26 protein-coding genes are annotated in these 23,902 nt (G+C 45.1%); 12 read left to right on the top strand and 14 right to left on the bottom strand.

Features of this window, described 5'->3' with window-relative positions:
- Positions 1 to 140: 140 nt before the first annotated feature.
- Positions 141 to 986, top strand: a complete 846-nt coding sequence (locus ACWYU8_RS18125; RefSeq protein ID WP_457521130.1) for a tetratricopeptide repeat protein — start codon at positions 141 to 143, stop codon at positions 984 to 986.
- A gap of 13 nt (positions 987 to 999) precedes the next feature.
- A complete protein-coding gene (locus tag ACWYU8_RS18120) occupies positions 1,000 to 1,395 on the top strand; it encodes a DUF2391 family protein (RefSeq protein WP_457521129.1) in 396 nt (131 codons plus the stop codon).
- A gap of 8 nt (positions 1,396 to 1,403) precedes the next feature.
- On the opposite strand, the gene soxR is transcribed toward ACWYU8_RS18120, so the two are convergent.
- Complete coding sequence (soxR, locus tag ACWYU8_RS18115; RefSeq protein WP_457521128.1) at positions 1,404 to 1,835, bottom strand: redox-sensitive transcriptional activator SoxR; 432 nt, start codon at positions 1,833 to 1,835, stop codon at positions 1,404 to 1,406.
- A gap of 94 nt (positions 1,836 to 1,929) precedes the next feature.
- Here soxR and ACWYU8_RS18110 point away from each other — a divergent pair, with 94 nt between their 5' ends.
- Positions 1,930 to 3,138, top strand: a complete 1,209-nt coding sequence (locus tag ACWYU8_RS18110) for an MFS transporter (protein ID WP_457521127.1) — start codon at positions 1,930 to 1,932, stop codon at positions 3,136 to 3,138.
- 85 nt (positions 3,139 to 3,223) lie between these two features.
- On the opposite strand, the gene ACWYU8_RS18105 is transcribed toward ACWYU8_RS18110, so the two are convergent.
- Complete coding sequence (locus ACWYU8_RS18105; RefSeq protein WP_457521126.1) at positions 3,224 to 4,612, bottom strand: carbohydrate porin; 1,389 nt, start codon at positions 4,610 to 4,612, stop codon at positions 3,224 to 3,226.
- Positions 4,613 to 5,274: 662 nt separating this feature from the next.
- Here ACWYU8_RS18105 and fusA point away from each other — a divergent pair.
- Complete coding sequence (gene fusA, locus ACWYU8_RS18100) at positions 5,275 to 7,305, top strand: elongation factor G (protein ID WP_457521125.1); 2,031 nt, start codon at positions 5,275 to 5,277, stop codon at positions 7,303 to 7,305.
- Positions 7,306 to 7,355: 50 nt separating this feature from the next.
- Here the strand turns inward: fusA and nqrM are convergent, their stop codons facing one another.
- From nqrM to ACWYU8_RS18085, 3 genes are read right to left on the bottom strand one after another with little or no spacing between them, the layout of a single operon-like run.
- The gene (gene nqrM, locus ACWYU8_RS18095; RefSeq protein WP_457521124.1) at positions 7,356 to 7,589 is read right to left on the bottom strand and encodes a (Na+)-NQR maturation NqrM; all 234 of its coding nucleotides are present in this window, start codon (positions 7,587 to 7,589) and stop codon (positions 7,356 to 7,358) included.
- 1 nt (position 7,590) lies between these two features.
- Positions 7,591 to 8,091, bottom strand: a complete 501-nt coding sequence (locus ACWYU8_RS18090) for a NifB/NifX family molybdenum-iron cluster-binding protein (protein WP_457521123.1) — start codon at positions 8,089 to 8,091, stop codon at positions 7,591 to 7,593.
- Positions 8,088 to 8,378, bottom strand: coding sequence for a DUF134 domain-containing protein (locus ACWYU8_RS18085; RefSeq protein WP_457521122.1), 291 nt, complete (start codon positions 8,376 to 8,378; stop codon positions 8,088 to 8,090). Before ACWYU8_RS18085 ends, ACWYU8_RS18090 begins: the two co-directional genes overlap by 4 nt.
- A gap of 394 nt (positions 8,379 to 8,772) precedes the next feature.
- On the opposite strand from ACWYU8_RS18085, the gene ACWYU8_RS18080 reads away from it, so the two are divergent.
- A complete protein-coding gene (locus ACWYU8_RS18080) occupies positions 8,773 to 9,300 on the top strand; it encodes a copper resistance protein NlpE (RefSeq protein WP_457521121.1) in 528 nt (175 codons plus the stop codon).
- Positions 9,301 to 9,418: 118 nt separating this feature from the next.
- Here ACWYU8_RS18080 and ACWYU8_RS18075 read toward each other — a convergent pair whose 3' ends face one another.
- A complete protein-coding gene (locus ACWYU8_RS18075; RefSeq protein WP_457521120.1) occupies positions 9,419 to 10,303 on the bottom strand; it encodes a LysR family transcriptional regulator in 885 nt (294 codons plus the stop codon).
- A gap of 92 nt (positions 10,304 to 10,395) precedes the next feature.
- On the opposite strand from ACWYU8_RS18075, the gene ACWYU8_RS18070 reads away from it, so the two are divergent.
- Positions 10,396 to 11,295: a DMT family transporter gene (locus ACWYU8_RS18070; protein WP_457521119.1), complete on the top strand. Its 900-nt coding sequence runs from the start codon at positions 10,396 to 10,398 to the stop codon at positions 11,293 to 11,295.
- Positions 11,296 to 11,359: 64 nt separating this feature from the next.
- Here the strand turns inward: ACWYU8_RS18070 and ACWYU8_RS18065 are convergent, their stop codons facing one another.
- From ACWYU8_RS18065 to pncB, 3 genes are all read right to left on the bottom strand, one after another.
- Positions 11,360 to 11,878 (bottom strand): glycine zipper 2TM domain-containing protein, encoded by a 519-nt coding sequence (locus ACWYU8_RS18065; RefSeq protein ID WP_457521118.1) that lies wholly within the window; start codon positions 11,876 to 11,878, stop codon positions 11,360 to 11,362.
- A gap of 342 nt (positions 11,879 to 12,220) precedes the next feature.
- Positions 12,221 to 12,580: an acyl-CoA synthetase gene (locus ACWYU8_RS18060; RefSeq protein WP_457521117.1), complete on the bottom strand. Its 360-nt coding sequence runs from the start codon at positions 12,578 to 12,580 to the stop codon at positions 12,221 to 12,223.
- Between the two features lie 233 nt (positions 12,581 to 12,813).
- On the bottom strand, positions 12,814 to 14,124 hold the full coding sequence (pncB, locus tag ACWYU8_RS18055; RefSeq protein WP_457521116.1) for a nicotinate phosphoribosyltransferase: 1,311 nt from the start codon (positions 14,122 to 14,124) through the stop codon (positions 12,814 to 12,816).
- A gap of 299 nt (positions 14,125 to 14,423) precedes the next feature.
- On the opposite strand from pncB, the gene ACWYU8_RS18050 reads away from it, so the two are divergent.
- The 4 genes from ACWYU8_RS18050 (at position 14,424) to ACWYU8_RS18035 (ending at position 16,798) form a co-directional block, all read left to right on the top strand.
- Positions 14,424 to 15,149 (top strand): NUDIX domain-containing protein, encoded by a 726-nt coding sequence (locus ACWYU8_RS18050; RefSeq protein WP_457521115.1) that lies wholly within the window; start codon positions 14,424 to 14,426, stop codon positions 15,147 to 15,149.
- A 32-nt stretch (positions 15,150 to 15,181) separates the two neighbouring features.
- Complete coding sequence (locus tag ACWYU8_RS18045; RefSeq protein ID WP_457521114.1) at positions 15,182 to 15,835, top strand: isochorismatase family protein; 654 nt, start codon at positions 15,182 to 15,184, stop codon at positions 15,833 to 15,835.
- A gap of 24 nt (positions 15,836 to 15,859) precedes the next feature.
- A complete protein-coding gene (locus tag ACWYU8_RS18040; RefSeq protein WP_457521113.1) occupies positions 15,860 to 16,216 on the top strand; it encodes a VOC family protein in 357 nt (118 codons plus the stop codon).
- Between the two features lie 105 nt (positions 16,217 to 16,321).
- Positions 16,322 to 16,798, top strand: a complete 477-nt coding sequence (locus ACWYU8_RS18035; protein WP_457521112.1) for a peptide-methionine (S)-S-oxide reductase — start codon at positions 16,322 to 16,324, stop codon at positions 16,796 to 16,798.
- A gap of 98 nt (positions 16,799 to 16,896) precedes the next feature.
- Here ACWYU8_RS18035 and eat read toward each other — a convergent pair whose 3' ends face one another.
- From eat to ACWYU8_RS18020, 3 genes are read right to left on the bottom strand one after another with little or no spacing between them, the layout of a single operon-like run.
- Positions 16,897 to 18,300: an ethanolamine permease gene (gene eat / locus ACWYU8_RS18030; RefSeq protein WP_457521111.1), complete on the bottom strand. Its 1,404-nt coding sequence runs from the start codon at positions 18,298 to 18,300 to the stop codon at positions 16,897 to 16,899.
- An 11-nt stretch (positions 18,301 to 18,311) separates the two neighbouring features.
- Positions 18,312 to 19,190, bottom strand: coding sequence for an ethanolamine ammonia-lyase subunit EutC (gene eutC, locus ACWYU8_RS18025; protein ID WP_457521110.1), 879 nt, complete (start codon positions 19,188 to 19,190; stop codon positions 18,312 to 18,314).
- Positions 19,183 to 20,595 (bottom strand): ethanolamine ammonia-lyase subunit EutB, encoded by a 1,413-nt coding sequence (locus ACWYU8_RS18020; protein WP_457521109.1) that lies wholly within the window; start codon positions 20,593 to 20,595, stop codon positions 19,183 to 19,185. The genes eutC and ACWYU8_RS18020 overlap by 8 nt, the downstream gene beginning before the upstream one ends.
- A 195-nt stretch (positions 20,596 to 20,790) precedes the next feature.
- On the opposite strand from ACWYU8_RS18020, the gene ACWYU8_RS18015 reads away from it, so the two are divergent.
- Both ACWYU8_RS18015 and ACWYU8_RS18010 read left to right on the top strand, forming a co-directional pair.
- Positions 20,791 to 21,750: a helix-turn-helix domain-containing protein gene (locus ACWYU8_RS18015; protein ID WP_457521108.1), complete on the top strand. Its 960-nt coding sequence runs from the start codon at positions 20,791 to 20,793 to the stop codon at positions 21,748 to 21,750.
- A gap of 143 nt (positions 21,751 to 21,893) precedes the next feature.
- Positions 21,894 to 22,244: a rhodanese-like domain-containing protein gene (locus ACWYU8_RS18010; protein ID WP_457521107.1), complete on the top strand. Its 351-nt coding sequence runs from the start codon at positions 21,894 to 21,896 to the stop codon at positions 22,242 to 22,244.
- Positions 22,245 to 22,328: 84 nt separating this feature from the next.
- On the opposite strand, the gene ACWYU8_RS18005 is transcribed toward ACWYU8_RS18010, so the two are convergent.
- Complete coding sequence (locus ACWYU8_RS18005; RefSeq protein WP_014233597.1) at positions 22,329 to 22,592, bottom strand: DUF3012 domain-containing protein; 264 nt, start codon at positions 22,590 to 22,592, stop codon at positions 22,329 to 22,331.
- Between the two features lie 189 nt (positions 22,593 to 22,781).
- On the bottom strand, positions 22,782 to 23,801 hold the full coding sequence (gene fni, locus ACWYU8_RS18000; RefSeq protein ID WP_457521106.1) for a type 2 isopentenyl-diphosphate Delta-isomerase: 1,020 nt from the start codon (positions 23,799 to 23,801) through the stop codon (positions 22,782 to 22,784).
- Between the last annotated feature and the right edge of the window lie 101 nt (positions 23,802 to 23,902).

The raw sequence follows: 23,902 nt of genomic DNA, 5'->3' as shown, positions 1-23,902 counted from the left end.
TTTACGTAAGAGTGCCACTACCTTTTAAAAGATAGGAACAAGGTCAACAACTAATTCTTTTGGCAGAACTTTGCTAAACGTTTATTCAATTTGTTATGGTTGCACGGTCTATCTGTATTCTTAAAGTGAAAGGACATTTTATGCGCTTATTTATTGGTATTTTTTTCTCACTGATTATTTCGCTACCAACATTAGCGGCTGAAGAGAAATATTCAGAATCAGACCTATTAGATAGACCGCTTATGGAGCGCTACATTCTGGATGAGTTGAAGACACTGCGTCAGGACTTCCAAAACTTAGAAAAACGGACGATCACCGAAATCACCGACCGTGAACTCAGCGTAGCGGATAAATCGTTGAACTATGCCAATGTGACCGTCACCTACTTCTTCTACATCATTGCGGGTGTTGCTTCACTGATCGCTTTTGTCGGTTGGCAATCTCTACGCGAGTTTAAACATAACACCAAAGAGATGGCGGACAAGCGACTAGATAAGATCGCGAGCGAATATGAGAAGAAGTTTGTTGCTCTCGAACGAGATTTAAAACGTAAAACTCGCATTATCAGTGAGAACAACAAAGAGATCGAAAAAATCAACGAAATCCATAATTTATGGTTGCGTGCACAGAGTTCTCAAACACCAGAGCAGCGTATTGAGATTTACGATGAGATATTGGTTATTCGCCCTGGCGATTTGGAAGCACTCACTTACAAAGCGGATGCGGCGATGGAAATCAATGAATACCACTGGGCACTGAGCATATGTAACCGAGTGTTAGAAGTGGATTACACCAACGGCCCTGCGCTTTATCAACGCGCCTGTGCTTATTCGCGATTGGGTATTGAAGAACAATCCATTGAGGACCTAGAGCGTGCCATTGAGTACAGCCCATCTATTCGCGATTTGTTAGCAGAAGAGAGAGACCTTGAGTTACTACACGGTAACGAACGATTTGAGAAGCTGCTAAACCTCCATCACGAATAACGGGATCTGCTGCATGAGCCGTCACTTCAATCTCGAAGATGCCAGCCAGGTATTGGTTGGCGCTTTCGCCCTTGCCGTTCCCATATCATTCTCTGAGGAAGCGTGGCGCTTAGGGGAAAGCTTACCCATGACGAATCTGCTCATGCTGTTAAGCCTTTCGGTGATTTTCCTGAGCTTTTTCGCTTATCAGAGTGTGTTTCAAAGCCGAATTCGGCATCGCGTCTCGATCTTTATCTTCCGCGTCGTCATCGCCTACTCAATCGCAGCTATAGTCGTTGCACTAGTATTGCTTTGTCTGGATAAACTTCCACTCCTGACGGAGCCATTGGTCGCGATAAAGCGTGTTATCGTCATCACTATGCCTGCTTCTATGGGCGCGATTGTGGTAGACAGCTTCGATAAAGAATAAGCCTGACTTCACTCATCCAAAGTCAGGTTAGATCCAGAATGGTCTTGTCCTAGTACATCTTCTGGGTTACGTAGGGAACAGGTATCTAGCGACAAGCAACCACAGCCAATACAACCACCCAGATCATTTTGTAGCGCTTTCAACTTCTGAATTTTTTGCTCCAGTTGTTCATGCCACTGGCTTGCCATACGTTCCCATTGCGCTTTATTAGGTGCTTGATGCTTGGGCAAGTTATCCAGCGCTTGCTTAATCTCTTCTAGAGAGAGTCCAACCAGCTGCGCGGCTTTAATCACGGCAACACGACGTAACACACTTCGATGGTAACGGCGCTGATTACCCTGATTGCGCCAACTCGAAATTAGTCCTTTTTGCTCATAAAAATGCAGTGCTGAAACTTTCACTCCTGAGCGTTTCGCCACTTCACCTACGCTGATGTCCATCCCAGATTCCCTTCGCCATTAATTAAAATAATTCTTTACCTAAAGCTTACTTGAGGTTTTAGAGTGAAACCATACTAATTATTGAGACAAGAATATGAACAATAAAACTCAACCTTATTTGGCAGGAAGGTTCTTCGACAGTATCTCGTCAGGATTATTTATGATGGCACTACCTTGGGTCATGTTAACGTCCCCTAAAATGGGCACCTTTGTCGCTTTGGTTTTCCTCTGCTGTACCGCTGTCGCTTTCTTGGTCACACCTTTCTTTTCTACTTTAATTGACCGTCATTCACGCAAGGCTTTACTAGTTGGGAACCAATGGGTACAGGCAGGGATGGCATTCGTGGTACTTATCACTTATTGGCTAGGGCTTGAATCCAACTGGCTTTTGGCGTTCACTCAACTGGTGTACTGGGTTTCCAATAATTTCGCCTGGTCGACCAACAATGCGTTCACTCAAGAGAATTATCCGCGGCATGAATACGCCAGAATTTCTAGTCAGCAGGAAATCGTGATGCAGTCAACGACACTCGGATCGGGCGCTCTTGGCATCGTATTACTGGAAACCTGGGGAATGATCGAGTTTGCTCTGTTCGCTGCTACATCTTCATCGTTGGCCGCCATTTTTTACATGGTGACACCGTACACTCGTCAATTAAGAGAGTCACACGCGGTTCCTTTCATGAGCCAACTGAAAGAGAGTAAGCAGATATTCAGCCAAGAACCCCACTTTTATGGATTTATTTTACTTTCTTGCCTCTCCTATCCCGTACTGACATATTTGAGCAAGTTAGTACCGATTTGGTTTTCTGAACAAGGCATCACGGGAGATTGGTTTGCGGGTTTTAACATCAGCTTTGGGTTAGGTTCTCTGTTTACCGGGCTGATTGTAACGAAGATACTCGACCGTATCCCTCACGCCAGTATTATCTTCATCTCAATGGCCTTACTTTCCCTGACGTTGATTGGTATGAGTTTCTCAATGCACCCAGTTGGTATATTGATGCTGATTGCCCTCTTTGGCGTCTTTAATGCTTTAAATCGAATTGCGCGAATTAACTGGATGCATCATACCGTACCTATTCATCAGCGCGGTCGCATAGATGGCGGGATCAGCATGTTCAGTACCACAGTACAATCGCTAAGCTATGTCGTGATTGCCATGTTGAGTCACTATGACATGACTCGCTATGGCTTTTTGTTTGCCGCAGGAACCATGATGATAGCGGTTAGCATAATGTGGGGACTAAATCGACGTATCACTCACTACGACAACCCGCCGCTTCACGCTGTAGCCAAGTAAGCAAATGTCAGGTTGAGCACATAAAAAAAGGATGGCAGCCAACACTGTCATCCTTATTGCTTTAAGAGTTCAAACTGCCAGAGCCTTAGAACCAAGTTTCCATTTGCAGAGCGAACACGGTTTCACCACCACGCCCCATTGTGCTTGCGCTGTCGTCTACGCTCACTGAGTAATTATTAAGATCATCACTCCAATCAACGTAACTCACGGCAAAGCGCAGTTCAGGACGGTCAAAGAAACCCGCTGCCGTCGCTAATTTAAGTGTTGGCGCTACTGTCACTTTGTAGAAACTGCCACTCGCTTGCTCAACACTGTTGTCCAGATCCATGTACTGGTAGCTACCTTCGTAAACCATTTCAAAGTTTTCTGTAAGCTCTTGAGCCAAACGAACGTTTAGAGAAGCCCACATAAACTCGTCATCGGTTTTCACACGATCCTGACTGTACTCCGCCATCAGCGCAGGTGCGATTCTCCAGTTATCCGCAAAACGAGTCACGCCGTATGAAAACGCACGAATCGCCTGAGCGTCGTCATTCAAATCGCCATTTGAACCGATGCCTTTTAGCTCTGCACCTAGCCCCTGACCAATCGAAAATCCTGTTTTCGAAAAGCCATCATTTACGCCGTAAAAGCTGTCAGCGTGGTAAGCAAACAGAGCATGAACACCGCTTTCAGCACGCTTAGTTGGTGACGTGTTGCTGGATGTTCTATCTTCGTTGTCAGACGATACCATACCACTCAACATCACCTGGAAATTGCCAATACGGTTATTGGTCGTCGCAATGTAGTTTTCGATGTCAGTACTTGAGCTGTCGATTTCACCGAAGTCACGGCCATAAATTGAGAAATTTGATTTCCACTCATCCGTGATCTGAACATCGTAAATACCCGCACCAGTACCCGCCAAAAACACGATATCTGAATCGAAAAAGTTAATATCAAAGTTATCGCGGTCGAAACGCTTACCCGCCCATACTGTCGCATTATCAAATGCGCCGCTGAAAGAAGGTAAGTTTTTCAGCTCTGCATACACCTGACGAACATTCAACTTACTGTCGTCAGCCGTCCAATCATTGCTGCTTTCCACACTGTCAGCCAACATAATATGGAATCGTGCACTCGAGCCATCATCCATATGACGGTTGTGGATCAGGTTTGCTTCTAAGTAGTTATCATCCTCCAAGCCTAAACGACCAACCGGAGCGCCTAGCGCACCTGCGGCTGTCATGTAAGGTCCTGTTCCCGTTGCACCGTTCAAATCATCATTAATCAAAATGCCTGCACGTGCATATCCATGGAACTCGAATTGCGATGCTTTGCTGTCGGCGTTATTCGCAACTTGCTCAGTTTGCTCTAATATGGATTCCAATTCGCTAATACGAGCTTCCAGAGCGTCCATTTCTTCATTTGCATGTGCAAATGTTGTAGGTAATAGAGCAGCAGCGATACTTAATGCCAATACATTCGCTTTCATTATTTATTTCTCCAACATTAAATTGATTATTTCGAGATAGGGCAAACGTTCCCGACAAAATCGATTAAATGTGGACTAAAACTCTAAAGAAAAGACAAAAAACCTGTCATATGATCAACCTTATATGAGTTAAATCCATAAATAATTCGTAAATAACTATATAAAACATTTAGGGAACGATCCCGACAATTAATGAAAAGTATTACCGACATCACGATCTATTAAGCGATCACTTGGTACTGATCACACATTTCATGTCTGCCGTGAGAACAAGCGATTGTTACTGTGAAATGTCCGGAATAAACACCGCGAGGAACATGAACATTCAGGTTTATGATCTCGATTAAAAAGCAATAAGCACCAGCATGAAATAAGTCACATAAATTAAATGCTTAATGCGCCATGCTGTTAGGGTCGGACCGAGTTAAATAGTTTGTGTGGTAAGCAATACGTTTCTTCCCAACAAAAATTCACCAAAATTGGTCAGCAACTTCTAATATCGTAATAACCTCTTAATCTGCTTCATCTCAGCAAGGCGGTTGTATGCATAAAGTCATCCGGAAAATGACATGGAAGACGAACAGGCGGTAAACCCGCCCCTACTCCAATGCAGTTCGTGACCTGATAACAGGTTTCCTCACGTCATCTTGCAAGGAGGCTTTATGCCTATCAATAAAATCCGCAACATTGCTTTTGTCGGTCAGACCGGAACCGGTAAAACAACCCTTGTCGAAAAACTGCTTTTCACATGCGAAGCAACCCATCACTTAGGAAGCGTAGAAAAAGGTGATACCGTTACCGATTTCGACCCACAATCTATTCAATATCAACACAGTATTGAAGCAACCCCTGTCGCATTAAACTGGAATAAACATCGCCTGAACATTATTGACACTCCGGGACAAAGTGAGTTACTCGGCAGGACGATCAGTGTTTTCCCTTCTGTTGAAACATCAGCACTTATCATCGATCCGCAAACGCCTCTCAATCAAACGTCTGATCGCTTGTTTGCTTTTGCTCAAGAGCAACAAAAATGTCAGATGATCATCATTAACAAACTCGACAGCCACGGCAATCAGTTGCAGCGATTGATGGATAGCATTGCGGAACACTTTGGTGACAAGTGTTTACCAATCAACTTACCTTCTCTCGACGGGCAAACTGTGGTGGATTGCTACTTTGAGCCAGAACTCGAGCGTGAAGCCTTATTGGCAAAAGTCTCCGAAGCACATGAAACCTTGATTGACCAAGTCATCGAAGTTGATGAAGCCTTAATGGAACTGTATTTGGAGCAGGGTTCGGAATTAACGGCAGAGCAGCTTCATGATCCTTTTGAAGAAGCACTCAGAACAGGTCACGTGATTCCAATCTGCTTTGTGTCTGCACAGACAGGGGCAGGTATCGAACTACTACTGCGCACATTGGCAGAAATTATGCCTATGCCAAACGAAGGCAATCCACCACTGCTAGAGAAAAACGGCAAAAAGATAAAAGTTAACTGTGAAACCTTAGAACATACCGTCGCACACGTTTATAAGGTCAGCGTCGATCCTTACATGGGTAAACTCGCTTACCTTCGCGTTTACCAAGGCGAAATTAACGCAGGCAGTCAACTTTACATCGGTGAAAGTAACAAGGCATTTAAAGTTGGACATCTCTATCAATTGCAAGGTAAAGAACGGATGGAAATTCCGCGGGCGCTGGCCGGTGATTTCTGTGTACTCGCCAAAGTGGATGATCTTGAGTTTGACTCCATCGTACATGATTCTCATGATGAAGATGGCGTTCAATTAAAAACCCTAAATTTCCCTGACCCTATGTACTCTCTGTGCTTAAAACCGCTAAAAAGAGGAGACGAACAAAAACTGGGGGATGTCCTAAATAAAATCGCCAGTGAAGACCCATCATTGCGTATTGAGCATCGTGCACGGACGAATGAAACCATTATCAGTGGACAGGGAGAGTTTCACCTTAAAGTTGCACTAGAGAAAATGGCGAGCATCTACAAGCTAGAAGTAGAAACTTGCCAGCCTAGCGTCGAATATTTTGAGACCATTACCAAACCTGCTGAAGGCCACTACCGACACAAGAAACAAAGTGGCGGCGCTGGTCAGTTCGGAGAAGTCCAACTGAGAGTTCGTCCTCTAGAGCGAGGAGCGGGATTCAAGTTCATCAACAAAGTCGTCGGGGGCGCTATTCCAACTTCTCTTATTCCAGCAGTAGAAAAAGGGATCCTACAAGCTTTGGAGGAAGGCGCGATTTCTGGCAATCCTATCAAAGACGTCGAAGTGACGGTCTATGATGGCAAATACCATTCTGTCGACTCAAAAGAGATCGCCTTTGTCATCGCAGGTAAAAAAGCCTTCTTAGATGCGATTCATAATGCTGATCCTATCGTTCTTGAGCCAATATTTCAGATGGAATTGCATATTCCAACCGCCAACGTGGGAGATGTGTCAGGTGATCTATCCGGTAATCGAGGATTGATCGAAGGCACAGAGCCGATTGATAGCAACTTCACCCTCATTCGTGCTAAATCACCCGTCAATGAGTTACAAGATTACGCTCGCAGATTGCGAGCAATTACCGGTGGCGAAGGAAGTTTCAGTATGACGTTAAGTCACTACGAACCTGCACCTCCAGCGGTTCAAAAACAAGTCTGCCACAGCAGTGGTAGTACTCAACAAAGCTGATTACTGAATAAAACGACGTAACTTAAAGCGCCCTCATGATGAGGGCGCATTTATTTCAGCACGTTTTTGGCATCAGTACTTTCAGGTGAGGAGTTAGGTTCAGAAATTTGATACAAACGACGCTCTGGTTTGGCACAAGTGGTTTCACAGTTACACACTTTGTCGACACCAACGTTAGTCAAGCCTCCACAGCTTCCTTGAATACGCTTGTTGTGGAAAATCACCCCAAGCGACATCAAAAGAATAACCACGAGAAAACCAAAAAAGGTAAATAACCAAACCACGCTAACTAACCTTATTACCCGAAGATTTTAAGCTAAGTATAGTGGGGCTGGCCTGTAATGTAGATGTCATACTCGACTGGTTAGGACGAGTTAATAATGACGGCTTCACTTTTTTGCTACCACATCCACAGGATCCGCACCCGCCTTTTTTCTGGTGATTAAGAGAAGGACGGCCTTGAGACGGTTCCGTGAGCTGAGTTCTGCCCACACCCAGCACATCTTCCAGTGAACTGCGCGTAGACAACCTGAAGACTTGTTTACCACTTTTAAGCAGTTTTTCCAGCGCACGCTCGCCAATATTGCGAACTAACACGGCATCGACATTGTACTCTTGTAGTGACTGAATTAGCTGAGATTTGGCTTTACAGCCAGACCGTGGCATAGCGGCAATGTTGGCTAAATTTTGCAGCATCCCATCGGTATCAGAATAAATGGCAATGTACGGTGCTTTTACAAAGTGGTTTGCCACTCGCTCACCATCATTAGGAATAGCATAAATCATAAGTTCGACTCCTCATTCGGAAAAACTAATGCATGACCCTCAACTAAACTTTTTGCGACTTTAAATCTTGCGCGGTTTACCGTGTTGCCAAAAGTTTGTCTGGATACGCCCATTTGATCTGCGGCTTGTTGTTGGCTGAGCCCCTCTAAATCGGCTAAACGCAACGCTTCCAGCTCTTCAGGTAAGATACTGACTTGCTCCAGTTGATGAAAAGGCACGCCGTTGGGTTTGAAACAATGGTGAGCAGCCCGTCCACATATGCGTCTTTCAATTTTTGGTCTCGCCATCACCATTCCTCTTAAATCTCTACAAACCCTAATAACTCCAAGAAACAGGTTATTGGGATACACGTTACGCCCAACCTTGGCATATGCCAATAATAATTTATAGCATATGCTACAAACCTAAGTTTGCAAAAATCGTAGAGTGAGTAACATTAAGAGAAGTCGTCGAAAGAATGACATTCTGAATTCGTGACATTTTTTCCACGTAGTCAAAATAACTGCAAAACAAATTTATTTAGAACGGTGTTTTTACACTTCCCTGATGATTCTGACAGTTTTATGCCAGACACCAGTTTTATTGACAAAACGATATCATTCTCTTGCTTTGTTATGACGTGAATTTCATAAGCAGATCTATCATAGCTCCATACAAAATCTTGATTCAAAGAGGGATAAAATGAAAAAGACATTGTTGGCATTAACAGGTGCGGTAATTATTCTAGCTGGCTGCCAAGACGAAAAACCAGCCGAAACAGCCGCCGTAGAAGCGCCTCAGGTTGAAGAGACGCAAGTTGTCACTGCGGACCCAATGCCAGTAGTTGAAGAACAGGTGACGCAAGAGCAAGGTATTTCTACAGAAACATTTGTAGACAATGAACACAATGCGATCAATTCACTTGATTGGAATGGCACTTACCAAGGTACGCTTCCATGTGCAGACTGTTCTGGCATTGATATTAGTATCACACTGAATCAAGACGGCACATACCTGCTTGAGCAAAGCTACCAGGGCAAAGAAGATGGTCAGCTAAAATCTGAAGGTCAGTTTAGTTGGAATGAGAGCGGCAATACAGTCACACTGTCCAGTGAAGATGCGCCAAACCAATACTTCGTAGGCGAGAACATGCTAATGAAACTCGATATGAACGGTGAAAAAGTACCGGGTGAACTTGCCTCGAACTACAACTTAATCAAGCAGCAATAAGATCGTTAGTTATCTGATAATAAGAAAAACCGAGCATTCATCGCTCGGTTTTTTCTTTTCACCCTGTCGACAAACGCTTTTTGGCATTCGATTTTTAACACTGGCGGGATTACTTTATCTAAAGACACTGCTGCTTTAGCCAGTTGGTTAACTTTATGATCTCGGCTTGCTTAGCGCGGCTTTTCTTATGAACAAAGTAAAAGCTATCGCCAGTGTCTAAACCGTGAGATGGGATATAAACTAAGTCATGCGCGATATCTCGTTCGTTAAGCATAAAGTCGTTTGCAAATGCGATACCTTGGTCATAACGCGCAGCCTCTATCGCCAGTAACATGTGGCTAAAATGCTGAATATCCACATTACCAGGTAAAGAAAAACCACCAACCTGACACCATTCTGCCCAATCTTTTCCCCGCTCACGATAAATAGAATCGGTTGAAAGCAGTGGATATTGCCAAAGTGCGTCCGGCATGGGTTTATCTTGCATCTCTTTCCATATTTTATGGCTACACACGGGATATAAGATGTCTTCGTAGAGGTGAACGGACATATAATTGCGCTTTGGCTTTTGTACAGTAATAAAACAATCGCCAACACTGTCCGTCTGTTCGGGATCGCCAGATACCATATTAAGCGTAAGCTCGATTTCTGGGTAGAGGCGCTTAAAATCAGACAAACGTGGTATCAGCCATTTCACCGCAAGGGAACTGTAAATAGCAAGACGAATGCTGCCCTTTTCACCCTCACGCACCCTCTGGCTCGCCATCGCAATCGTACTAATCGCAGGGCTAATGTCTTCGAGATATAATGTCCCAGTCTCAGACAAAGAGAGTTTTCTCCCTTGGCGAACAAACAGCGACTCCCCGAGGTAATCTTCCAGTAAACGGATCTGGTGACTCACGGCACTTTGCGTCACACTTAGCTCTTCAGCGGCAAGAGAAAAACTCAAATTTCGCGCGACAGATTCAAAGCAGTGAACGGCTCTTAGCGGCGGTAACTTCATTATCTAAAAATCTCATAATTAAACTAATAAATATCACTTCACTTCATCCTATGACATCACCTACTCTTGCGCAAAGAAAGAGGAGATAAAACGTGAAAGTCACATCTGTCGGAGCAGCAATGCTGCTATTAATTTTTGGAAATCTCATTGCGGTAATGTCAGATTCTTTAATTAAAATCGTTGGCAATGACGTGCCTGTTTTTCAGTTCGTGTTATTTCGACAAATTTCGGCGGTGCTTTTTCTGTTACCTTTTTGCTTAGTCGACAGGCCAGCCCATTTTATGCAAGGATTTAAGTGGCATGCCATTCGCGCTCATGTCTGGCTAATTGGTGCGGTATTCATGGTATTTGCGATCTCAGCTTTGCCTCTGGCGACTGCGAACGCAATTTTCTATGCCGCGCCACTGATCATGCTGCCTATCGCTACGCTTTTCTTCAAAGAACAGCTTTCTAAACAATCCGTTTCTGCGGCAATAATGGGGTTTATCGGCGTATTAGTGATCATACGCCCGGATCAAATCAGCTGGGCTGCGATTTCTGCATTTGTCGTGGCTTTAACAATAGCGATCAACAACTTATTGATTCGCAAATTACCGGGCAATCAGTCCGTCGCGCATACATTGATGATGACCAACCTGGCAGGCATTCCCGTTGCGCTGTTGTTGGTCTTTATTGAAGCAAAACCTTGGGACTGGAGTGCTTTCCCTGTCGCTGCAGGTTCAAGCCTGCTGATTATGGTGTATGCGGCGACGTGTGTACTAGCGTACCGTTCTGTCGAAAGTAATAAGATTGCGAGCGCTGAATACAGTGGTTTGATAGGCGCGGTCGTCATCGGGTTTATCTGGTTTGACGAAGTACCGGACATTTACATGGCCATCGGTACTATCATGATACTAGTCCCGTTGATTTGGCTATCGAAGCGCGAACGTCGTATTCGAAAACAACAAGCTCAAATTCAAGTCAATCAGGAACAACAGGTGCAGGTTACCTGATACCAGATAAACAAAAATCCCTTTGTCCAAAAGACAAAGGGATTTTGTTTAACTTAGTATCCAACTACTGTGGCAGAACCACATTACCGTCCTGGATTGGGAAGCTTTTGGTCGACGGCTTATTTGCCAGACGCACCGTTGTCGGAGCACCTGCAACTTCATAGGTTACGTCATAACCAACAACTTTTTCTGACGTTGTGTATTCTGTGTGACACTGTTGTTTTGTCGTCGTAATGACATCACCTTTTTGCACGTTTTCCTGGATCTTACGACCAGTCAATGCACCAGCGATAGTACCTGCTGCAGTAGCAATAATTTTGCCAGAACCGCCTCCAATCTGGTTGCCCAGAGCCGCTCCTGCTGCTGCACCACCTACTGTGCCGAGGATTTTATTATCGTCTGTCGGTTCAACTTGCTGGGTCACTACCACATCTTTACATACTTGATGAGGATTCTTGACTGTTTCGGTAACAGCCTCGATCAGAGTAATGTTTGCTTGTGTTGGTGCTGGGGGTGTCTTGTCCTTACAGCCCGCTAATACAGCAACAACCACGGCCGCAGTTGCGATAGATTTCATATTCATGATTTACGTTCCAACATGGTTTTCTTCTATATCAGGTATGGTAAGCCGACAAAAGAATTCCACATCAGGCGAACATAAGCTCCCTGTCATTAGGGAGTAAAAAAACGATGTTTTATAAGAACAAAGTTAAGAAATATCTAATAGAGTGTCAATTGAGCTCGATGACTCACCGAGATCTATCATTAAAACAAAACCAAGTGCTTGTGTTGATTCCTGCACAGAGCGATGCTTCAGAAAATGAGGCGGACAACAGAGGGGAACCTGAGTTCAGCAAATAAGCCCACCCATTCATCTCCATCAGCAGAGCGCCGTTGTAGAAAATTGAAAAGTAGGGCTAAGTAATTAAGCCAGGCTGAGAAATAACTCATCATCCGTGATGTATTTATGTCGGTGACTCATGTTACGCAGATGCATAAACATAAAGTCTGGAAAACCCGGAGCAATGATGTTGTTTGGCTCCCAGCAAACACCACCAACAAAAACATAGCGGCCTTGCTTTTCTTCGTCATGAAGTTGGTTGTTGATAGGAGAAGATAACTCGGCGCGACAACCTTCCACGACACAGACAATTTGCCCCTTGAATAGACCAATCACTCGTCGTACCAAATTCGCTTTGATCCCACATTTCCATGCCTGACGAGTTGCCAGCTCATAGCCGTATTTTCGTATTGCTTTCTTTTGCAAATGCACAACTAAATTCATCTTTCACTCCTGATTCAAGCTATTACGTTGAAGCCCAAAGTCATCAAGAAGCAGTTAGACGCACAGTTAAGCCAGAGGATCAGGCTGAAATGAGTTTCCAGTGTATGTACACCATCCACAGTACTGCAACGTTGGGTATATGTACTATAGCGAACCCATCCTTCATGCCTGACAAGATAATTTTTGTCGAAACGATAAAGGAAAGTTATCAAAATTCACAGAAAGCGTAAAAATCAGGCATCAATCAAATAGTTTTGCCCTTCATTCTCTAAGCGATCAATAAGGTCACGGCACTCATCCAAATTTAAAGGCTGCTCAAAGCGACGCTTCAGGTTCATCAAAAAGAAAATATCTTCGCACATCGCTTTTTCTGGCTCATCACTGATCTTAGCGACAGGAGAATCATTGCAAGACACCATTTTAATCACAATAGACAGAGGCTTATACGCTTCCCCTTTACGATTAACATAGTCGCCCATGTCATTGGCAAGGAAGGTACCGATACCAAAACTCACCTGAACCCGGCCTTGAAAATGCTCGCTGATATCTAAAGCCGTTTCAAAATCTAGCCCATCCGTAAACACCAATGTCTTGGTCATTGGGTCGATATTCAATGATTGATAGTGCTTAATCATTTTTTCTCCCCAAGTAAATGGACAACCACTGTCGTGACGTACCCCGAAGTAAGCGTTACTTAACTCTTCGTCAAAGTCTTTTAGAAAAGCATCAATACCGATCGTGTCTGTCAATGCAATACCTAACGCACCATTAAACATCTTTTGCCAACGTTGCAGAGCGATTTTTTGTGAGTCACGGACATTCACTAACGCCTGATGCCCCATAAACCACTCATGAGCCACAGTACCGATCGGCGTGAGGTTCATTTTTCGCGCTAAATGATAGTTGCTGGTTCCTGTCAGACAATCTGGCAACTCCCGATGCAAATACTCCAACATGGTTCGTTGAGCTTGAAATGAAAAGCGGCGGCGAGTCGACATATCAGAAAACTTAAAGCTGGTGATGTTTCGGCGCTTCAATTCAGATTTAAGATAACGAACTTTCTCTTCCAACACGGTTTGGAATTGCTGGGAAGGAATATCAGACCAACGCAGACGGCTGCGAACTTCAGAAACAATGCTCATGATGATTGTTTCGTACAAGATCGTTTCTTTCCATAATCCATTGATAGTGATCCGCAGTTGGCTCGAACCATCAGGCATGGGTTTGTTATGCAAAGCAACATCATTTTGGGGGTTAAAGCGGAAGTGACGTAGTGCGTCGACAAACTCAGGTTTGAGGTATGGCGCGACACTTTTCATGTACTTGATTTCATCGTCTGTAAAACGAAGGTCTTGAAGCTTCAGGATTTCAGCTTGTACCGCTGGCAACATTTCCGAAAGATCTTCTTCACTGCGCACGATAAATTTGTATGACACCATCGCATCAGGATACAGCGCGGCAACAGCGCTCATCATGTTCACTTTGTAGACATCAAAGTCCAACGCACTTTGAATGATGCGAGAAGAAAATAGTTTGGTTGTCATTAGGTGTCCTTCGATACGCCCTTCCTTGGGTATATAACTTTTTGTTACTAACTTATTTGCGTAAACAATAAACACCCTGACTTAGTTTGTCAACTTTTGTTACTAACTACTCTTTTCTATGAGGTTTTTATTTTTAAAAATTCAATACTCCTTGTGTATAACTAAGCTGCATAGGAAACTTAATACCCAAAGTTAATCATTAATGGCATAACTCAAGTTAATAACAAATCGTTACTTACCCATTGATTGAACAGTTGTTATGCGCTAGATTACTTACAACTTATTTTTAGGACCCAACCATGATCGTAACTGTCGACATTATCCCATTCAGGCTCTCGGGCTGTGCCAATAAAGGATTGGAAGTGTTGCTGATTAAACGTTCAAATCCGACCCGACCTTACCACGGTGTCTGGGCGCTACCGGGTGGATTTGTCTTTGATAAAGATTTAACCAGTGAAGGTGGACGTCCGGCGGATGAAAACTTTGAAGCGGCACGACGCCGTATCTGCCGCGAAAAGATTCACACCTACCCTCGCCACTTCAGTGAAGCGTTTATTGATGGAGATCCTAAACGCGACCCAGACGATTGGAGTTTAAACATCACCCACTACGCATTAGTGGATCGCAATAATGCAGAACAAATCAACAACGCTGGCGTACCGGAATGTCACCTAAAGTGGTTCCCGTTACAGGCTATTCTCGATGGTGAAGAAACTCTGGCCTTTGACCATCAGAATACGATTGAAAAAGCGTGGCAGAAGCTGCGAGCATCCATCGAGTACACATCCGTGCTTCTGTTTGCGTTAGATAAAGAATTTTTGGTTGCCGACATCATCTCCGCTTATCAGGAGTTTGGTATCGACATTAGCCGCATGACCATTAAGCGACGTTTGATCGATTCTGGCGTATTGAAACCAACCAACAAAGTCGCCTCCACCAACAAAGGTAAAGGTGGTAAACCTGCCATGGTGTACACGCTTACTAGTGACGAAGTGACCTTTTTCCAAAACTGCTTGCGCGGTTAATCGCAGGTAACCAGACAGACAAGGAGTCTGCCATGACTGTTCGAGTAAACTATCAAACCACTGCGGTGTTCGATGTCGATCCTGAGAAAGGATTCAGTGAGCTTTGCCCTGACGAACTACCCGTAGCAGGCGCCCTTGAAATAGTACCGGAACTGCTTAAAAACCACGCAAAGGGTTGTTTAAAACTGGTGAGCCGCGACTTGCACCCTCCTAAAGCCACTTGGGACGCAGAAACGCCAGCCAATATGTTAGAACCCGTTGGTTTGCCAAACGTCGACGTAAAATGGAATCGTCACTGCGTACTCGGCACGACCGGTGTTGAACTGTTAGACGGATTGCCGCCCGTTCTGGAGTATGATTTCCAAGTCAATAAAGGCATGGATCCAGACGCGCATCCATACGGCGTTTTCTTTCATGACGTTGCTGATACCAAAACGACTGGTGCGAATGAGTTCCTGAAATGTAACGACATCGATACGCTTGTTGTCGGTGGCTTAGCCCTCGATTTCTGCGTAAAAAAATCGGTTATGCAGGCATTAACTCTCGGCTTTAAGGTAGTTGTGAATCTCGCTTCAACACGTGCGGTATTGCCGGATACCCTTGATGATGTGATTGCTGAAATGAAACAAAACGGCGCGTTATTTGTTGACTGTGCTGATGACATCATCGTTGAGCAGTTTGCATAAGATCATCACGATAAGGAAATCACCATGCACCAACACGAAAAATTAAATTACGTAGAGTTTGGCAGCACAGATTTGAGTGCGACAAAGCAGTTCTTTGAGCAAGTTTTTGGCTGGTCATTTGTCGATTACGGTCCGGATTACAGCGCATTTTCTGGACAAGGATTAGACGGTGGATTTTTTAAGTCAGATCTTGTCAGTAACACCTCAAATGGCGCAGCGCTGTTGGTATTTTATAGTTCGGACATTCAGGCGACCTTGTCCAAGGTGGAACAACATGGTGGGCATATTCTGCGCCCAATTTTTGAGTTTCCCGGCGGTTGTCGATTCCACTTTACTGAACCAAGTGGTAATGAGTTTGCGGTTTGGTCAGAAAGTCACTAGTTCGACCGCCAGAAACATTCACTTGTGGTCTGATTAGCTGGTGACACCTTGCACTTGACTCTGATGCCACGACATAATGCGCCAAACTTTTAAGTGAACAGATTTATGCAAGAGATTTACTTTGCGGGCGGCTGCCTGTGGGGCGTACAGGAATTTATGCGCCACCTTCCCGGCGTGATTGACACCGAAGCTGGTCGCGCGAACGGTACGACAAACTCCACTGCCACGGATTACGACGGTTATGCGGAATGTGTACGCACTCAATTCGACCCTTCGCTAGTTTCACTAGAAGAACTAATGGGTTACTTCTTTGAAATCATCGACCCTTACAGTGTCAATAAACAAGGTGAGGACGTCGGCGAGAAATACCGAACCGGAGTTTACAGTAAAAATCCGCAGCATCTTGAGAGCGTCAAAACCTATATCGCAGCAAGTGACGACGCAGATAGAATCGTGGTCGAAGTACGTGAGTTAACCAACTACGTGCCAAGTGATGACGAACATCAAGACAGACTGACGCGCTTTCCGGAGGATTACTGTCATATTCCTTTGGATTTATTGCACAAGTATAAGAACCGCTAGCGTTCAGCATCGCCGGGATATTCTTCAGAAGCCCAAAATCAACAAAGGGAGCCGAGGCTCCCTTTTAGTTATTTACAATCGTATCTACTGAGAAGAACTTAACGAGCGCCTTCTGCTTCCAATTCCTGTTCCGCCACTGACAACATTGCAAACTCTTCTTCTGCTGAAGTCGCAACCAGTTTGTTGCGGCTGTAGAGTCCGTAATACGCGCCACCGATAACAAACAGCCCCATGGTCATAAAGAACGCTGAAGGGTCAAATGCATAAACGCCAGTCATCGCGATTAAAGAAAGCACCAACGAGACACTTGAAGTAACAATACCACCTGGTGTTTTGTATGGGCGATGTAGCTCAGGTTGCTTGATGCGTAACAAGATGTGGCTAAGTGACATCAAAGCGTACGATACGGTTGCGCCAACAACAGCCATTGCCAGAATCAAATCACCTTCACCGGTAAGCGAAACTAAGAAGCCAAACACACCCGGTACAAATAGCGCTCGGGAAGGCACTTTTTTCTCTGTAGTTAGCGACAGACTTTGTGGCAGATAACCAGCACGAGAAAGCGCGAACACCAAACGGCTGTAGCCATAGATGATAGAGAAGAACGACGCAATCAGACCAGCCAGACCGAGTACGTTAACGGCAGTAGCAATAGTCGGGTTACCTGTCAGCTTCAGTGCATCAACCAATGGTACAGCGCTATCCCCGATGACTTGTGAACCTACCGCACCAACTAATAGCACAACCACAAGAGTCGCCGTTAGTAGAAGGAATAACATTGCACCGATAATGCCTTTTGGTACGTCTTTCGCCGGGTTTTTCGCTTCTTCTGCCGCTAAAGGAACCCCTTCAACCGCGAGGAATAACCACATCGCAAACGGCAGTGCAGCCCAAACGCCATACCAGCCAAATGGTAACGCTTCTGTTGCCTGAGCAGTTGCTGGAGCAATATCAAACAGGTTATTGATGTCGAAGTCGCCTATCAGTACACCTGCGGTCGCCAAAATGGCCAACACCGCTAATCCACTGATGACCATCATGACCTTTAGCGCTTCACCCACACCAGCCATGTGAATTCCGATAAAGACGGCATAAAAAAGTGCGTAGACAACAGGGCCATCAATACCAATCAATTCATTCACTGCTGAACCAATGAATATTACAATTGCAGCAGGTGCAAGCGCATACTCAATAAGCACAGATAGACCGGTGAAGAAACCGCCTGTAGGGCCCATGGCCTGACGCGCAAAGCTATAGCCGCCACCAGCAGCCGGAATTGCCGCCGACATTTCCGCCAATGATAAAACCAGCGTTAGGTACATCACCGCCATCGCAATCGCTGCGATAAGGAAACCACCCCAGCCTGCCTGAGCGATACCAAAGTTCCACCCGGCAAAATCACCGGAAATAACATACGATACGCCCAGCCCCGCAAGCAGAATCCAGCCTGCGGTCCCTCTTTTTAACTGTCTTTTAGCCAGATATTCCTGATGATTAGACATAGTAAATCCCTCTACATTTTAGAAATTAAGAAATTGTTGTTGTGCTTATCTTCGAGGTCTCCACCACTCTCTTCGTCAATGGCAGAACGGTCCTTTAAGTTCACGCCTGAGAGTTGTAGTTTTCTCGCCTCTTTAAGCAAATAGAATGCGCGATTACAAGCATCGTCATAGTTGAGCCCCTGCGGTCGCACATTAGAAATGCAGTTTCGGTCAGAGTCCTTAGAGCCGCGCTTCGCTCCCCAAGTCAGGTACATCCCCATACTGTCTGGAGAAGTCAGCCCGGGTCTTTCACCTATCAGAACCAGCACCGCTTTGGCGTTAAAACACTCGCCAACATCATCACCGACCGCGACTCGTCCCTGATTAACCACAGCAATCGGTGCCAGATTCCACTGATGGTCATCATCAGCGCTCATTAAGGAAACTAAACGACTAATGACAGGTACAGCGTGGTTTTGAATCGCGACAGAAGACAGTCCATCCGCCACAACGATCGCTAAATCCAGTTCCGCATTATGTTCCTTGGTGATCGCTTCAAGTTTTTGCCATGAAGCATCATTAAGCTGACGGCCTAAATCTGGTCGCTGCAAATACATGAATCGATCAGTTACTTTGCTTGTCACTACGACAGGTGGCTCAAGTGTTTGTTTAAGAATCGAGTACGAGTCGGACAGCTGAGCGACCAGAGAGTCTACATTCAGAGTGCAATGCACTGCGTCCATCGCTTGCGCGTGATCGAGCTGAAAAGAGAGTAACTCTTCCGTCGGAACACTGTTTCCACTACGACCTAAAGCGATGCGAGCAGAAGTAAACTCGCGTAACTTATCCCAAGGATTTCGTGTCACCACTTTTTCTGTTACGCCATCAGAAATAGAAACCACTTTACCCATGAGAACGCCCCTTATTCAGTTGTGCAATAGCCCCTGCGAACGAGCCAGAAACGCGGTCATTTAAACGAACTTCGTTCACATCTTCGAAAATTTGCATCTCCATTAACCACTGTTCGAACTCAGGAGCAGGCTTCAGACCTAATACTTTTCTTGCGTATAACGCGTCATGAAACGACGTGGTTTGATAGTTGAGCATGATGTCATCAGACCCCGGAATGCCCATGATGAAAGAACACTCTGCAACGCCCAACAGCGTGAGGAGGTTATCCATATCATTCTGATCCGCGTAAGCGTGGTTGGTGTAACAGATATCGCATCCCATCGGCAGCCCGAGAAGCTTGCCACAGAAGTGATCTTCCAAGCCGGCTCGAATGATCTGTTTGCCATCAAACAAGTATTCCGGGCCGATGAAACCAACCACCGTGTTCACCAACAAAGGATCAAACTGTCTTGCCACAGCATAAGCACGAGTCTCACAGGTTTGCTGATCGACGCCGTGGAAAGCATTCGCAGACAAAGCCGTGCCCTGTCCGGTCTCGAAATACATCACGTTATTACCGACCGTGCCTCGGTTTAGTGAAAGTGCCGCTTCCTGCGCCTCTTTCAAGATGGCTAAGTTGATTCCAAAGGTGTCATTAGTGCCTTGTGTACCGCCGATTGACTGGAAGACCAAATCCACCGGTGCGCCCATTTCGATCGCCTCAATGGTGTTTGTCACGTGAGTCAAAACGCAAGACTGGGTAGGAATTTGATAGTGCTGAATAACCTCATCCATCAACTTCATCAGTTTGACAGCCTGAGGGACGTTGTCTGTCGCCGGGTTAATACCAATAACCGCATCACCGTTGCCGTACATCAGTCCATCAAAAATCGTCGCCGCAATGCCGTTGAGAGAATCTGTCGGATGGTTTGGCTGCAAACGAGTGGATAAGCGGCTCGGTAAACCGATGGTGTTACGAAAAGCAGTGACAACCTGGCACTTTTTCGCAACCAGAATAAGATCTTGATTGCGCATGATTTTGCTGACGGCCGCAACCATCTCCGGAGTTAAACCGGGACGAATCTTAGCCAAGGTCACACTGTCGGCCTGCTCGCTAAGTAGCCAGTTACGAAAATCCCCAACGGTCAGGTGCTCTATCGGTTTAAACGCTTCACGGTCGTGCGTATCGATAATTAAACGTGTGATTTCATCGCTTTCGTAAGGAATAACAACTTCATTCAGAAAAGTTTTTAATGGCAGCTCAGACAAGGTCATTTGAGCGACCACTCGTTCAGCCGCCGATTCTGCACTCACCCCTGCCAATGCATCCCCAGACCGCTCCGGTGTTGCTTTCGCCATCAAGTCTGCCAACGACGCAAAGGTGTAGACCTTATTTCCTTGCTGTCGACGATAAGTTGCCGTCATGATTCATCCCCTCAACTACATGGTTCAGTTTTTGCAGTTTTATTGCTGATAGTTCTATAAGTCTCTATGGGGAATAAAGCGAAATGCATTCCCGATGATTATCAAAAATCGGCAATATTGAAAAATTTATAATAAACAATTAGTTACAATTTCATTGCTCTAATTTGATTCACACAACAGGCATCGGAAGTAATTATGATGAATGATGGATTGAACCGAATCGCACCAAGTTTGTGCATGCATCCCACAAAAGATGCAAACCAGCAGGCAGCAAGCCTTGTTAATTGGCAACAGGAATACGACCAAATCAGTAATGGCCGTTTCCTCGGTCAGATACGAGAGCGTCGCTTCTCCAGTGTTCATGTATTTCGTGAAGACAGTAACCGCGCCCTTAGGCAACAATGCCGTATCGAAGAAGGCGGACTCTGGTTAGGGCTAAGTGCAGAAGATAAGCCGCTACACATCAATCATTCACAACTTGCTGCTGACAAGCTTCTACTGCGCCAAGGAGGAGAGGATTTCGAGCTGATTACGCCAGAAGCGTTTTCAATTTATGGTATGGTGCTCAAGCAAGATTTTGTCCAACTGATCAAAGAGCAACTCGAACTGGATGATATTAACGGGCAAGAGCTCTGTTTATCTGGCTTAAGTGAACATCACATTCAACGACTCAAGTTCTACTTAGCGATGCTGCTCAATCCTGAACAAGCACGATGGTCATGTGAAACGCATCAATCTGTCATTAAAGATGTCCTGCTCGAACTCTTTTCTAAAAACATCGAGGCGTTGAAAACTCAGAAAGAATCATCCTCAAGAACACACTCTCAGCGCCAGGTTGTGATGAACCGAGTTCGGCAGTATTTAGAAAATCAGGATTACCGCACGCCTATTGCAGTCACTGAACTGTGTGAGGCCGTGCATGTTAGCCGAAGAACTTTGCAATATACATTCGAAGCTTGTTGCGATACCGCTCCTAAGCAATTCATTCATCGCATGCGCCTGAATCAAATACGCCGGGTCCTTCAGGATCCACAAGACACTCGTAACATCGCAGAGATAGCCTTTGATTTCGGCTTTTTTCATCTCGGCCAATTCAGCCAAAGTTATAAGCAGCTGTTTGGTGAAACACCAACAGAAACGAGGCTGAATCACTAAGTTGATAAGGAACTTAAGTAAAGTTCTCTATCAAACATTTCTGTTCACCAAATCCAACATTGGGTCTATGATGACAAATCACACAGGGCGGTGAACATCATAGCCTTATGAATTAATTAGAAATTTGAGAGGGTGACTGGACAATGAAAAAGGCAATTTCTCTACTTCTCGCGACCATCTGCGTTGGTTTAATGTCGCCAACGACTTTTGCCTCAGAACGAGCGGAAAAAGGTTGGCAGTTGATTGAACAGGGTGCAATGATCGTCGATGTCAGAACACCTCAAGAGTTCTCTCAAGGTCACCTGGACAACGCCGTTAACTTTCCGCTTTCAGAGCTAGACAAGCATTTTAAAGACACCAATAAGGAGCAATTGATCGTTCTGTACTGCCGGAGTGGCAACCGCTCAAGTCAGGCGTATCAGTATCTTCAGTCGCAGGGATTTACGAATCTGCACAACGCAGGCGGTTTTGAAGAACTTCAAAACGCTCGGTAACTGGCAAGCATAAAGCCCCCATATAAGAAAGCCAAGCAGTAAGCTTGGCCTTTAAAGATTGGAGTTGAGCGGATTTTAACTCAATTAGAAAATACAGTGCTTGGTGTAACTTGACGCTTCATTCGCCGTCCAGTCACCTTTTGGTTTCTCTTTCAGGTCTTTACACCATTGCTCGCTACCCACTCCATCTTGAAGAACACAGTGTTTAGCAAAATCCATGGCAGACTCAGTAGTCCATTCCGTCTTAGGCTTATCTCGCATGTCATTACACCAACTTTCGGTGCCAACTTCATCACTACAAGCCGTTAAAGCCGCAGACGCCAACAGTAGCATTACCAGTTTTTTCATAAGATTTAGGTTCCAGTTTCAAAAATGTTCTAAACAATCAACATCAAGATAAGGCAATCTCACATCATTTCTGATGTCCAACATCTTGAGGCGACTTTTGTATAAACTATAACTAAATTATTAATCTACGTGTTAAAACATCGAAAATTTAACTGATTTTACACGATAAAAAGGCGCATAAACGATCGGTTATAGACACTTAGCTTTCGTCAATGAGAAAAGGTTCGCAGATCCTGTTCCAAAACACGCTAGACGTAACTCTAATGCCATCTGTTCAAAATGGTCGATGACTTCTTCAGTGCTGATCGTAGCGGCTTTAAGTACTGCGCCTGCCTGACCGATTAAGTTTGCTCCTAAGTAGATCGCCTTCGCGGCTTCGAGTCCGTTGTACACGCCTCCAGATGCAATCAAAGGCAAGGTTGGGTACTGCGCGCGAATTTGTTCAATACATCGCACGGTAGGTATACCCCAATTGCGAAACAGCTCGGCTGCTCGCTTCATACGGACATCATCCTGGCAATAGCCCTCGACGGCACTCCAGCTGGTACCGCCTGCCCCGGCGACATCGACAGCATTGACACCTGCTTGAACTAACCGCATTGCGATAGACTCACTGATACCAAATCCGACTTCCTTGACGATGATAGGAACGTTTACCCGAGATTTAAGTTGCTCAATCGCATGCAAGGCACCAATCCAGTTATGGTCGCCATTTTTCTGAAAGGCTTCTTGCATTGGATTGAGATGAACAATCAACGCATCCGCCTGAATTGCGTCTACCGCACGCTGAGCATTATCCAGATTAGCTTTATCACGCAGTTGCGCTGCACCAAGGTTGGAATAAAGAGGAACATCTTTCGCCAACTCGCGTATCGTTCTGCCTAAACCTGAATGCAAACTGTGCTCCAGGCTGATACGTTGCGAGCCTACGCCCATTGCAATTCCTAATTCACTAGCCGCTTCGGCTAAGCGACAGTTAATCGATTCTGCATCTTTCGCGCCGCCAGTCATCGAACTAATCAAAAAAGGCAAAGCTAATCTGCGGCCCAAGAACTCGGTCGATAAGTCGATGGCGTTAAAGTCACATTCTGGCAACGCACAGTGCTCAAACTCGATCGACTCAAAGCCCGCCGTTTTATTCTTCATGCTCATGTCATGATGTAAAACAGCGTCTAGATGTAAATCTTTTCGGTTAGATTGCGGAGCCATAATGTCACCCTAAAGTAAATCAGTCGCGCAGTATTGCGATCCTTGTCAGTAACGTCAATGCGAAATTTCTGAAATAACCACAATACTTTTTTAAATGCTCT

This window comes from Vibrio limimangrovi (genome assembly GCF_054064025.1).
Note: the sequence above shows the minus strand (reverse complement) of the source record. Positions and strands in the feature narration are given on the sequence as shown.

Coding starts and splice junctions, on each gene's coding strand:
- ACWYU8_RS18125 (WP_457521130.1), top strand. CDS start 141: ATGCGCTTATTTATTGGTATTTTTTTCTCACTGATTATTTCGCTACCA.
- ACWYU8_RS18120 (WP_457521129.1), top strand. CDS start 1,000: ATGAGCCGTCACTTCAATCTCGAAGATGCCAGCCAGGTATTGGTTGGC.
- soxR (WP_457521128.1), bottom strand. CDS start 1,835: ATGGACATCAGCGTAGGTGAAGTGGCGAAACGCTCAGGAGTGAAAGTT.
- ACWYU8_RS18110 (WP_457521127.1), top strand. CDS start 1,930: ATGAACAATAAAACTCAACCTTATTTGGCAGGAAGGTTCTTCGACAGT.
- ACWYU8_RS18105 (WP_457521126.1), bottom strand. CDS start 4,612: ATGAAAGCGAATGTATTGGCATTAAGTATCGCTGCTGCTCTATTACCT.
- fusA (WP_457521125.1), top strand. CDS start 5,275: ATGCCTATCAATAAAATCCGCAACATTGCTTTTGTCGGTCAGACCGGA.
- ACWYU8_RS18090 (WP_457521123.1), bottom strand. CDS start 8,091: ATGATTTATGCTATTCCTAATGATGGTGAGCGAGTGGCAAACCACTTT.
- ACWYU8_RS18085 (WP_457521122.1), bottom strand. CDS start 8,378: ATGGCGAGACCAAAAATTGAAAGACGCATATGTGGACGGGCTGCTCAC.
- ACWYU8_RS18080 (WP_457521121.1), top strand. CDS start 8,773: ATGAAAAAGACATTGTTGGCATTAACAGGTGCGGTAATTATTCTAGCT.
- ACWYU8_RS18075 (WP_457521120.1), bottom strand. CDS start 10,303: ATGAAGTTACCGCCGCTAAGAGCCGTTCACTGCTTTGAATCTGTCGCG.
- ACWYU8_RS18065 (WP_457521118.1), bottom strand. CDS start 11,878: ATGAATATGAAATCTATCGCAACTGCGGCCGTGGTTGTTGCTGTATTA.
- ACWYU8_RS18060 (WP_457521117.1), bottom strand. CDS start 12,580: ATGAATTTAGTTGTGCATTTGCAAAAGAAAGCAATACGAAAATACGGC.
- pncB (WP_457521116.1), bottom strand. CDS start 14,124: ATGACAACCAAACTATTTTCTTCTCGCATCATTCAAAGTGCGTTGGAC.
- ACWYU8_RS18050 (WP_457521115.1), top strand. CDS start 14,424: ATGATCGTAACTGTCGACATTATCCCATTCAGGCTCTCGGGCTGTGCC.
- ACWYU8_RS18045 (WP_457521114.1), top strand. CDS start 15,182: ATGACTGTTCGAGTAAACTATCAAACCACTGCGGTGTTCGATGTCGAT.
- ACWYU8_RS18040 (WP_457521113.1), top strand. CDS start 15,860: ATGCACCAACACGAAAAATTAAATTACGTAGAGTTTGGCAGCACAGAT.
- ACWYU8_RS18035 (WP_457521112.1), top strand. CDS start 16,322: ATGCAAGAGATTTACTTTGCGGGCGGCTGCCTGTGGGGCGTACAGGAA.
- eat (WP_457521111.1), bottom strand. CDS start 18,300: ATGTCTAATCATCAGGAATATCTGGCTAAAAGACAGTTAAAAAGAGGG.
- eutC (WP_457521110.1), bottom strand. CDS start 19,190: ATGGGTAAAGTGGTTTCTATTTCTGATGGCGTAACAGAAAAAGTGGTG.
- ACWYU8_RS18020 (WP_457521109.1), bottom strand. CDS start 20,595: ATGACGGCAACTTATCGTCGACAGCAAGGAAATAAGGTCTACACCTTT.
- ACWYU8_RS18015 (WP_457521108.1), top strand. CDS start 20,791: ATGATGAATGATGGATTGAACCGAATCGCACCAAGTTTGTGCATGCAT.
- ACWYU8_RS18010 (WP_457521107.1), top strand. CDS start 21,894: ATGAAAAAGGCAATTTCTCTACTTCTCGCGACCATCTGCGTTGGTTTA.
- ACWYU8_RS18005 (WP_014233597.1), bottom strand. CDS start 22,592: ATGAAAAAACTGGTAATGCTACTGTTGGCGTCTGCGGCTTTAACGGCT.
- fni (WP_457521106.1), bottom strand. CDS start 23,801: ATGGCTCCGCAATCTAACCGAAAAGATTTACATCTAGACGCTGTTTTA.